Below are 11,151 nucleotides of genomic sequence, written 5' to 3'. Positions count from 1 at the left end.
AAATAATTAAACACTTAATAAAAATAGATTGAAAATTTAATAAATAATAAATTAAAAATAGAATAAATTTAAAAAAACAGAGTATTTAATTTTAATTATTTATATTTATACCGGTACTTTTTATTAAAAAAATATTTACTTACACTTGGTAAAAAATATCATTATTTTAGGGTTATGGTTGATGAATTAATAGGTAAAAACGATTGGTTATAACATAAAAATTACCTTTAAATTGAAAAAAACATTAATGATTAAATATGAGCATTGCTTGATAAATAAGCATTACTTTATTTATTTATAAACAATGAAAAAGTTGATGTTTTACAGCCGAGATGATCTAGGTGATTTTAATAAAGTAAATACACTTAAAATGAAGATTAATAATAAAATAGAATAAAATTATTATCATCTAATAAGGTACGAACCATCAAAGACACTCGGTAAAAAATATATTTATCACAATATATAATAACAAGAGACATTAATATTAAAAGTAAAAAATAATGGGAAAAACCGATTATTCAAACTACTTTTAGTATAAAAATCATTATTTATTATATTGTTATAAAAGTAATATAGAAACACTTTAGATAAATATTATACTGCAAAATAAAGTAGATAGGTCCAAAATATGAAATCGGTAAAAAAAATTCAATTAGGAAGTATTGTTATTTGTGCGTTATATGCTTCAAACGCTTTTTCAGCAAACAATAGTGTTGTGAATTTTTCAGCAACAATTAGTTCAGCCACTTGCGATGTAAACACCAATATCAGCGGTAATAACATTGATTTAGGCAGCTGGGTTATTGCTAGCTTTAAGGCAAACTCAACATCTAACTTCCTTGAAGTTGCTGAAAGTGCAAAAGATTTTGTTGTGCAATTAAGCAATTGTTCAAATGCAACAAATCCATATGAAAATTCATCAATTAAATTAACAGGCTCATCAGCTTGGAAATCAAATAATAAATTCTTTTCAAATTCAACAATCAATGAAACTGGTGTCATTATCAGAAACAATGACAATATCATAGGTAATAACGGAACCGTGAAGATAGAAGAAGATGGTACAGCTGCATTTACTGCAACCTTAGCATCAACCTTTGCACAAAATACCTCTATCGTAAAAGGTAGCATTTCTGTTCCTGTTACTTTCTCCTATATCGCTAATTAATTGAATCTAGCCTTCCTTCAATAGGAGGGCGAGAACGAATATATTATGAAATTTTTAAAATATATCTTGTTATATTTTGTTTGTATGAGCTACGCACAAGCTAATGGAATAGGCATAAATGCATCACGCATTATTTATAATAGCGATAGTACTCAGCAACCAGTAACCGTTAGAAATACAACGCATAATGAAACATTTTTATTAAAAAGTTCAATTTTAAAAACAATGGATATGCTACCACAGACTAATTTTACTGTGATACCGCCATTAATGCGCTCGGAGCCGGAAAGTCTTTCAACCTTTTCTATCAAATTAAATAATAATCACGATCTCCCTATGGATAGAGAGTCATTATTTCTATTTAGCACATTAGCGATACCTGGTACTGAAAAACAAAAACAGAATACATTAGATGTGGCATTCTCAGTGATAGTGAAAGTTTTTTATAGACCAGTAGGATTAGAAAAACTCGCTATTAGTGATATGAAAAAACTCACGTTTAAAAAAGAAAATAATAGTCTCAATGTGAGTAACCCAACACCCTATTACCTGACATTAAGTGAATTGATGGTAGGAGAGAATATTATTGCAATGAATGTAAATACAGGGCAAACCATGATCCCGCCCTTTGGAAACAGAGTTTATCCATTAAATAAAATATCCAATGGAAAAATAACATTCAAAGTAATTGATGACTTAGGGGCAGAGCATGAATTTACCTATACAATGGAAAATTAAAGTTGCTCTATTTTTTATACTTTTTTTTCCATATATAAGTATTTATGCATCATCGACGGATACGCTTTCAATGACCGCAAATATTGTCAGCATAAAATGTGTTGTGAGTTATCCTGATAGTCTCTATTTTGGAGATTATATTAGTGCTAATTTTAATGATACTGATGCTGTCGATATAAAAAAACTTACCATTTCACTTGATTGTAATAATGTGGAAAATGTAGTGATACCGGCACTAGTATTGCAAGGTAGTGTGTTTTCACAGGATAAATCTATTTTTACTGGTAACTCTGCATCTGAAAAATTGAATGTCGGCTTTATGTTTAAAAAAGGAGAACATAATACACCTTTAAATTTTAAAGGAAAAGATAGTGTTATTTCTCAAGGTGATGAAGTATCTTTCGAAAAATTAGAAAATGGAATAAATTTATATGATATTACTGTAGGGTTAGTTAAAGGACCTACGGATACCAAAGTCGGCATTGGAAATGTTAATGTCCCAGTAAAATTTACCATTTTATATAAATAATAGGAACCATATAAAATGGAAAGAATAAATAAAAAATATTTTCTTAAAATAGTATTAATTCTTATTTTATTTTACTCAGAACAATGTGTACCTGCTAATAAACAAAATCTGACATTTTACGTTTCTTTAAGTAAAGGTCTTTGTGACATTAAATTATCAGAAAATAATATAGACTTTGGTGATATACCAATTAATGATATTGAACAAAATAATGTTGAAGCAAAAAATTTAAATATTCTTATTAGTAATTGTACCGCAGATCTTAATAGTGATGATGCTGCACCTAAAATTACAGTTAGTGGAAGTACAATTAGTAACTCAAAGTCCATTTTTAATTCTAAATATACATCAACCGTTGGTTTTATTTTTAAAAATAAAGGCAGTTCTTCAATAATAGAAAATAATGCTGATGTTTGGAATTATGATAAAAATAATAACTCATTATCCATTGATCTTGATTTAAGTTTAAAATGTTTAGATGACAATTGCCAATCTGTTAAAGAAGGTAAAATTTATTCAAATGTGAAATTTTCTTTCTTTTATTTTTAACAGTAGGAATACGATGAAATTAAAAATGTATACTGCAATACTATTATTATTAAGTTCACTTAATGTTTTTGCAGTTCAAAATATAGCATTAGATAAAACTCGAATTATTTATATGCCGAAAGAAAAAAATGTCATAACGGTATATAATAAATCAGAGTCGCCTTTTTTAGTTCAGGCTAAAATAAAATTCAATAAAAATAACAATGTATCAGAAAATAGTTTAGAACCAGGTATTGCTATTCCTCCTTTATTTAGGGTAGAACCTGATAACAAATTTACCACACAAATTATGATTAATGGTGATAAATTACCTGATGACAGAGAATCATTACTGCATCTGTATATATTATCTATTCCATCATTAGAGAAAAAAGAGGAAGAAAACAAGAATAATAGTATCTCTATTGCATCTGAATCAGTATTAAAAGTATTTTATAGACCATCACAAATAGACAAAAAAGATGAAGACGATGTATTAAATAATTTATCTTTTAAATATAAAGACAATAATCTTATTATTGAAAACACATCACCTTACTATATTACTTTTTCTAAGATAATTTTAGATAAAGAAAAAATTGCATTAGATTATGATAACTCAATGATTTCTCCATTTTCATCTATGAAATATCATACTAAATATGCTAGCACTAAAATAATGAGTTTGTCTGTTATTAGTGATAATGGCGACGTGAAAAATAAAGAATATAAAAATGAGATAAAATGAAGATGATGAGATACATTGAAAAATATAAAAAACTTATATTCATACTATTTTTTTTCATGCCATTTGTTATCGCTAATGATAATAAAACAAACATATTTTTTGAAAAAAGTAGAGTTATTTTTGATAAAAATGAACAAAATAAATCCTATTTTAAGATGGTGAATTCAGGTGATAAACCAGTATTAATGCAGGCCTGGATTAAAAATAAAAATGACGAAAGTAGTGATGATATAAAAAAAGATGATCATAATAATTTCATTGTCGTACCACCATTGGTAAAAGTCGATCCAACAAATGAAAATTTATTTGAGGTTATTAAAAAAGATAGTAATTTTTCTAAAGATAGAGAAGAAATTAACTATCTAATGATAAAGATCATTCCCCCTCAAGAAAAAGATAGTCACGAAATAACATTAACACCAGTATTTAATTTTAAGATATATCATAGACCTGAAAACATCCCAGCTATTGAAGACTCTCAATTTTATGAAAATATAAAATTTCATCTAGATGGTAATAAGCTCCATGTAGAAAATGCATCGCCATATTTTATTTCATTCTCTTATATAAAAATAAATGGGATAGATATAAGCAATGAAGAATTAATAAATATGGTGAATCCTTTTTCTCATAAAGAATATAAAGTGACAGGAAAACCATTAAATAAAAAAATATCTTGGGTTTATATTAATTCGGTTGGATTTAATTCTAAAGAAATGACCAGCTTTCTAGATTAAATTAAGATAATAGGATTAAAATAAAGAGTAAAGTAATGTATAAAAATAATATCAAATTAAGAACTATATTCTATTTTTGCTTCTTAGCAATATATGCAAATACTGCTCATGCATCAGAATATTTTAATCCCACATTTTTAACTATTGGTGATGATAATGCAGAAGAAAATACAGATATTGATTTAACACCTTACGAAACTAAAGGTGGATTTGGTGCTGGTATTTATATGGCAACAATATTTGTAAATAATAATAGAATATTAACGAAAGAAGTTAATTTTGTTAAGACAAAAGATAATAAAATTGTTCCTTCATTTACACCATCTGATCTCGAAAATTTTGGTGTTAATCTATCCTCAACAAAAGAATTAAAAAACTTATCTAAAGATTCTAATATTGATAATATTGCACATTACATTCCTCAATATAATTTTTCATTTGATTATAATAAGCAAATTTTAAAATTACAGATACCTCAATTATATTTAAAACCCAAAGCGATTAATTATATCCCCACATCATTATATGATGAGGGAATACCTGCTATTCTTTTTAACTATAATATTTCTGGTAGTAAAATGAGATATAATCATGCTGACCAAAAGAGCTTATTCTCTCGGTTTTCTGGTGGAGTAAATTTTGATGCATGGAGATTAAGAACAAATTTTAATTATAATCGTTCATGGAATGATTCTAATACAAAAAGTAATAGCAAGTTCAATAATACTTATATTTACAGGGATTTAATTCCTTTAAATTCCATCGTATATATTGGTGAAATTGACTCTGGTTCTGAAGTGGCTCAGGGTTATAAATATAAAGGAATAAAATTAAAAACAGATATTGGAATGCTTCCTTCTTATGAACGTTTTTTTGCGCCAGAAATAAAAGGTGTCGTTAACTCTAATGCACAAATTACGATAAAACAAAATGGTATTATTATTTATCAGAATTACTTATCTCCAGGTCCATTTAACATTCATGATATTACGGCAAATAGTGGTGCCGGTGACTTATTAGTCCAAATAAAAGAAGAAGATGGTACTACACGAGAATATATACAACCATTTTCATCGTTACCTATTATGCTAAGACCGGGTTCATTGCGTTATCAAGTCGATTTAGGTGAATACTCAGAAGAATCGCGTCTTGATAAAAAAGACAAAATGGTATTTAGTGGTGCTTTAGTTTATGGGTATAACAATTTTTTTACTTTTTATACCAATAGTGTTCTTTCTCCAAAATATCATTCTATTTTATTTGGTAGCGGAGTTTCACTTGGTGAGTTAGGTGTTATCTCTATTGACTCGACATATTCTCATAGTCAATTTATTGAAGATAATAAAAATGGACAATCATATAAAGTTAGCTATTCTAAAAATATTAATAGTATAGGTACTACGATTGACTTTGCCGCCTTGCGTTATTCTACTGAAAATTTTTATACCTTTGATGAATTTAATCGTGCAAATATAAAAAATAATGACAATATATTTTTTTCTGCAAAAAAGAAAAATAGTTTTCAAGCATCATTGACTCAAGGTTTTAATAAATATGGCACTATCAGCTTCCGTGCTAATAAAGATACTTATTGGGATACCTCTGAAAGTTATCTTAATTTACAAACCTCTTATGATAATAATATAGAGAATATTCCTTATTCTATTATTTATAGTATAGATCGCTACTCTTATGACTCTAATAATACCCAACGACCTATTAATCGACAAATAAGTCTTAGTATTAATATACCGTTCTCTGTATTCTCAACAGATGAAAGGTATGCTTCGATGAATGCCAATTATTTCACCTCACATGATAATCAACATAATAGCAACCAAATAATGGGGGTTAATGGTGTATTACCGAACAATAAGATTTCATATAGCATCAATCAAAGTTTAAATAATCAGCAAAATTCATCTAATACCAGCTCGGTGACATTAGGATATCAAGGAAAAGTTAATTCATCTTCTGTTACTTATGGATATTCTAAAGATAATCAATTTGCAAACTTTAACTCTTCAGGTGGCGTGATCCTTCATTCTCAAGGACTCACTCTAAGTAAATGGCTAGGTGAATCAAGCAGCCTTATTGAAGCAGATCATGCTAATGGCGCGACGACATTATCTGGAAATACATCCATTGATAATTTTGGATTTGGCGTTGTTCCTAATTTAATGAGTTACAGTAAAAATACGGTTTCTGTTAATCCAAGTTCACTGCCACCTAATGTGACACTAAATCAAACATCCGTGAATGTTTACCCAACTCGAGGGGCGATTGTTAAAGCTAACTTTAAAACTAAATTTGGCTATCAAGCGATTATCACATTATTGTCTGATAAGAATATTCCATTTGGTGCAATTGGAACATTGAATGATTCTACAGACCCCAATACCGGCATTGTAGGTGATAATAATCAAATTTATATGAGTGGATTACCAATAAAAGGTTCTATCTTAATTAAATGGGGAAAAGATAAATCTTGCACTGCTTTATTCGATCTATCATCCACAGAAAATAATAATAATGAAAATGAGCATGAACAAATAATCAAACAATTGTCAATTAGGTGTGAAAATAATGAGTAATGTAATATCTAAACTTAAACCTAAATATATCGTATTATTTTTTTTACTTCAGATAGCATTTAGTAGTTATGCTGAAACTATTTATATTCCAGCGACTACAGGTGAGGTTTATGAAACACCGATCATTCCTTTTACCATTACAGGCAATGCAAGTTCTGGTTATAACTATAAAATGGTCCCTTCATTCGGTTTTTCTGTATCAAATTCCTATTTTTGTCCTATTCATCAACCGGAAAATACTGTGACACTCAGTGATGGGCGATTGGCATTAACTTCTTACTCTGTTAATTCTGATTTTTATCTTATTCCTAGTCTTTATGGAACTTATTCTTTTTTTAAACCCAATGAAGATACACAGACGACTTATACTTATGAACTTAAAGGTGGTTTTTTTACCGTAATGGATGAAAACGGCAATGAAATAAGTCAGAAAAATAATACATGGTTATGTGGTATTACTTTCCCAAATAATGGATATAATTTAAAACCGAATAGTAAAATAACGATGACGGTACAAGGAACATGGACACTATGGCGACATTCATTAAGCTCCTCTTCAACACAATTTAATGGGAGTTCAATGGGAAGATTTTTCTTTGCCTTATTATTCAAAGAAAATTCGGTAAGTAGCACTAAATTAACAATGTCAGATTCTTTTTTACCTTTTAGAAATGATATCTTTAAAGTCTCAAATATTGATTGTAATTTAGTTATGCCAACCAGTATTGAATTTGGTAGTGTGTCGATTAAAAATACGAGTGCAAATAAACTCGTTGCAACTGAAAATATGCCCTTTTCAGTTAGTTGTGAACAAGATCCTAGTCTTTATATTAATTCAAATATCTTTATTTCATTTTCAACCAATAGTCGATATCTAAATAGTCAACAACCTAATCGATTATTATTAAAAAGGACAGAAAACGATAAGCCTGTGAGCGTTGTGGGTGAGTGGTCAAATAATGGCGAGTCTAAACAACCTAATTGTGATAATACCATAACAGATTCAACTATATTATTTAACGGACAAAAAACTTATAGTGTTGGTTCGTTACTCTCAAGTGAACAAAATAAAACATTTGATTTATCTATAGTTTGGGGTTTATGTACACAAAACAATAATTCCTACTCTACTGGCCTTTATTCTGGCTATACAACGGTAAATGTATTAGTGAAATAACAATAACATAGCGGTATCTTTGCTCAATCTCAAAGCAGCCCTCAAAAAGTAAGATGTTTTCATCTCTCTTTTTGAGGGCTGCTTATTCTTGCTGATATATTCACACATGATAGACATAAAAAAATATCCCATTAAGCAATGGGATATCATTATTCACTTCATCGTTATAATAGCTATGTATTCAGTGCTTATTCTGGTGTAAATTGTCGCAAATGTTGCATTGTCGTCAACCAAGCAGCAAACCAGCCTATCGTCATAGAAACCAAAATAAGGATGATAGATTCATCAAAACCTAATCCTGAAATAGAAAATGACGTACCAAATACGGTGGCTGCTTGTGTCACTACGTCAGATAATTTCCATACTAATAATGCAGAAAAAATTAAGGCAAAAATAGCACCTGCAAGGCCAAGTAACAGCCCCCAATTGAGAAAAGGACGCATGATAAAACCATCAGTTGCACCAATAAGCTTCATAACATTAATCGTATTACGGCGACTGAAAATATTTAAACGAACACTGTTACCAATCACGAGCAATAATGCCACTATCATTAATGTCCCAATCACCATTGCAATCTGACCAACAAGCGAGGTTAATATTGAAAGCCTTGTAAACCAGCTATCATCCATTCTAACTTCGTCAACACCCGCAATTTGGGCAACACTATCCCGCAGATTAGTCATTAACTCTTGGTTACCAGGCTCCATAATTGGCGTCACAATCGCGACAGCAGGAAGAGGGTTCTCTTCTAGCATATCCAGCGCACTGCTAAAACCAGACCAAGAACGGAATTCAACTAAAGAATCTTGTCTTGATAGATAATTAACATCGCTAACTTTCTCAAGTGCTTCTATTTTTTTAATTGTGGCTTCTGCTAATGAGTCATCAAGAGACTTATCAAGATAGACAGTTAGTTGAGGAGTCGGATACCATTGCTCAGCCGCAGTAGAGACGTTTTTCCACACAATATAACAAATGCTAGGAAGCGTTAATGAAATAGCGACAACCATAACAGTTAGAAATGATGAAAGAGGTTGACGTAAGAAATCTGCTATTGTATTGCGCCAAGCATAACGCCATTGTTCACGTCTTCCACCACGCAATGCTTTTGTCTTTGCACCAGGTTTAGGCATTGATTTACGGGAATTTTTTCCTTTAGCCATTTTGCCCTCCCACCATTCTGCCTTGGCCTAATGTAAGAATACGATAATTTCTGCGCTCTATGAGTGCCATATCATGGGTAGCCATTAATACTGTAACGCCAACGCGATTGAATTCTTCAAAAAGCCGCATAATGCCTTCTGAAAGTTCACCGTCTAGATTACCAGTAGGTTCATCCGCTAACAGTACAGTGGGTTTATTGACAACAGCGCGAGCAATACCAACACGTTGTTGTTCACCACCTGAAAGCTGAATAGGATAATTTTTGGCTTTATCTAATAAACCGACTTTATCTAACGCAGCACTGACTCTTCGTCGAATATCCTCTTCACTTGCGCCAGCAATAATTAAGGGAAGAGAAACATTGTCATAAACCGTTCTATCCATCAATAAATGGTGATCTTGAAAGATCATACCAACTTGACGACGAAGAAAAGGGATCTCACTATTCTTTAACCGGCTAATATCATGCCCTGCAAACCAAATAGCGCCATCGCTTGGGCGTTCTATTCCACAAATTAATTTAAGCAATGTACTTTTACCAGCCCCTGAGTGACCAGTTAAAAAAGCCATTTCACCAGGGCGCAGATGAAAATCTACCCCTTGTAATGCTTGTCTTCCACCTAAATAAGCCTTGCTGACGTGTTCGAAGCGGATCATTACAGCTACTCCTCGCGGGCAAACAGAGCCTCAATAAAATCGTCGGCCTTAAACGGACGCAGATCTTCAATACCTTCACCTACGCCGATATAACGGATAGGAATACCAAACTGGTCAGCAATAGAAAAAATAACCCCTCCTTTTGCTGTACCATCAAGTTTAGTCAACGTTAACCCAGTTAGCTTAACTGTTTCATTAAACAATTTAGCTTGGCTTACCGCATTTTGACCAGTACTAGCATCTAATGTCAGCATCACTTCATGTGGTGCTTCTTCGTCTAGTTTTTTCATAACACGAACGATTTTTTTCAGCTCTTCCATCAAATGAGCCTTATTTTGTAATCGTCCCGCAGTATCTGCAATCAGAACATCGATACCTTTTGCTTGCGCTGATTGAATGGCATCAAAAATAACAGATGCGGGATCAGCACCAGTATGTTGTGCAACGACAGGGATATTATTACGCTCACCCCATACTTGTAATTGCTCAACGGCAGCAGCACGGAAAGTATCACCAGCTGCCAACATAACAGATTTACCCTCAGCTTGGTATTGACGAGCGAGCTTTCCGATTGTTGTTGTTTTACCAACACCATTAACACCAACCATTAAAATAACAAATGGCTTTTTACCTTCTATGTTTAATGGTTTATCAACTTTATGTAAGATCTCCCCCATTTCTTCACGTAGCTTACCGTAAAGAGATTCAGCATCTTTAAGATCTTTATGATTAGCGTGTTTAGTTAAGCTAGTAATAATTTTTGTCGTTGTATCCATTCCTACATCGGCAATAAGTAACTGCTCTTCTAATTCTTCAAAAAGTTCATCATCAATTTTTTTACCACGAAATAAATTCAGGAATCCAGATCCTAAATTTTGACGCGTTTTTAGTAATCCATTTTTCAGCCGAGTAAAGAAACCTTCTTTCTTTGGCTTTTCTTGCTCAACTGATTTTTCGGCTAACACTTCTTCACGTAGTGCGTTTACATCTTCAGCTTCTGCTTTAGCAATAGCGAGACGTGCTTGCTCTTCTTCTTGTGCTACACGTAATTCTTCAGCTTCTTTCTCTAAACGCGCTTGTTCTGCTTCATGTTTCGCTTGGCGCT

At 31.4% G+C, this 11,151-nt stretch carries 11 protein-coding genes; 8 read left to right on the top strand and 3 right to left on the bottom strand.

Annotated features, from left to right (window positions below; all coding sequences use genetic code 11):
* Positions 1-631 precede the first annotated feature (631 nt).
* From M983_RS10710 to M983_RS10675, 8 genes are read left to right on the top strand one after another with little or no spacing between them, the layout of a single operon-like run.
* Positions 632-1,171, top strand: a complete 540-nt coding sequence (locus tag M983_RS10710) for a fimbrial protein (RefSeq protein ID WP_066750209.1) — start codon at positions 632-634, stop codon at positions 1,169-1,171.
* Positions 1,172-1,216: 45 nt separating this feature from the next.
* A complete protein-coding gene (locus M983_RS10705) occupies positions 1,217-1,909 on the top strand; it encodes a fimbrial biogenesis chaperone (RefSeq protein WP_066750207.1) in 693 nt (230 codons plus the stop codon).
* On the top strand, positions 1,881-2,438 hold the full coding sequence (locus M983_RS10700) for a fimbrial protein (protein WP_066750205.1): 558 nt from the start codon (positions 1,881-1,883) through the stop codon (positions 2,436-2,438). Before M983_RS10705 ends, M983_RS10700 begins: the two co-directional genes overlap by 29 nt.
* 15 nt (positions 2,439-2,453) lie before the next feature.
* Positions 2,454-2,987 carry a fimbrial protein gene (locus M983_RS10695; protein WP_066750203.1) on the top strand — a complete coding sequence of 178 codons (534 nt, stop codon included), beginning with the start codon at positions 2,454-2,456 and terminating at the stop codon, positions 2,985-2,987.
* Between the two features lie 13 nt (positions 2,988-3,000).
* On the top strand, positions 3,001-3,714 hold the full coding sequence (locus tag M983_RS10690; protein ID WP_066750201.1) for a fimbrial biogenesis chaperone: 714 nt from the start codon (positions 3,001-3,003) through the stop codon (positions 3,712-3,714).
* The gene (locus M983_RS10685) at positions 3,711-4,451 is read left to right on the top strand and encodes a fimbrial biogenesis chaperone (RefSeq protein ID WP_066750199.1); all 741 of its coding nucleotides are present in this window, start codon (positions 3,711-3,713) and stop codon (positions 4,449-4,451) included. Before M983_RS10690 ends, M983_RS10685 begins: the two co-directional genes overlap by 4 nt.
* Positions 4,452-4,486: 35 nt before the next feature.
* Complete coding sequence (locus M983_RS10680; RefSeq protein ID WP_066750197.1) at positions 4,487-7,045, top strand: fimbria/pilus outer membrane usher protein; 2,559 nt, start codon at positions 4,487-4,489, stop codon at positions 7,043-7,045.
* Positions 7,038-8,222, top strand: coding sequence for a hypothetical protein (locus M983_RS10675; RefSeq protein WP_066750196.1), 1,185 nt, complete (start codon positions 7,038-7,040; stop codon positions 8,220-8,222). The genes M983_RS10680 and M983_RS10675 overlap by 8 nt, the downstream gene beginning before the upstream one ends.
* A gap of 188 nt (positions 8,223-8,410) precedes the next feature.
* Here the strand turns inward: M983_RS10675 and ftsX are convergent, their stop codons facing one another.
* The 3 genes from ftsX to ftsY all read right to left on the bottom strand — a co-directional run.
* Entirely contained in the window at positions 8,411-9,388 is a 978-nt protein-coding gene (ftsX, locus tag M983_RS10670; protein ID WP_066750194.1) for a permease-like cell division protein FtsX, read from the bottom strand.
* Positions 9,381-10,046, bottom strand: coding sequence for a cell division ATP-binding protein FtsE (ftsE, locus tag M983_RS10665; protein ID WP_066750192.1), 666 nt, complete (start codon positions 10,044-10,046; stop codon positions 9,381-9,383). The genes ftsX and ftsE overlap by 8 nt, the downstream gene beginning before the upstream one ends.
* 5 nt (positions 10,047-10,051) lie before the next feature.
* Positions 10,052-11,151: signal recognition particle-docking protein FtsY (gene ftsY / locus M983_RS10660; protein WP_074388165.1), on the bottom strand; the 1,100-nt coding region annotated here is incomplete at its 5' end.

Origin of the sequence: Proteus myxofaciens ATCC 19692, from assembly GCF_001654855.1 — a bacterium.
In the GTDB taxonomy this organism is placed as follows: Bacteria; Pseudomonadota; Gammaproteobacteria; order Enterobacterales; family Enterobacteriaceae; genus Proteus; species Proteus myxofaciens.
Note: the sequence above shows the minus strand (reverse complement) of the source record. Positions and strands in the feature narration are given on the sequence as shown.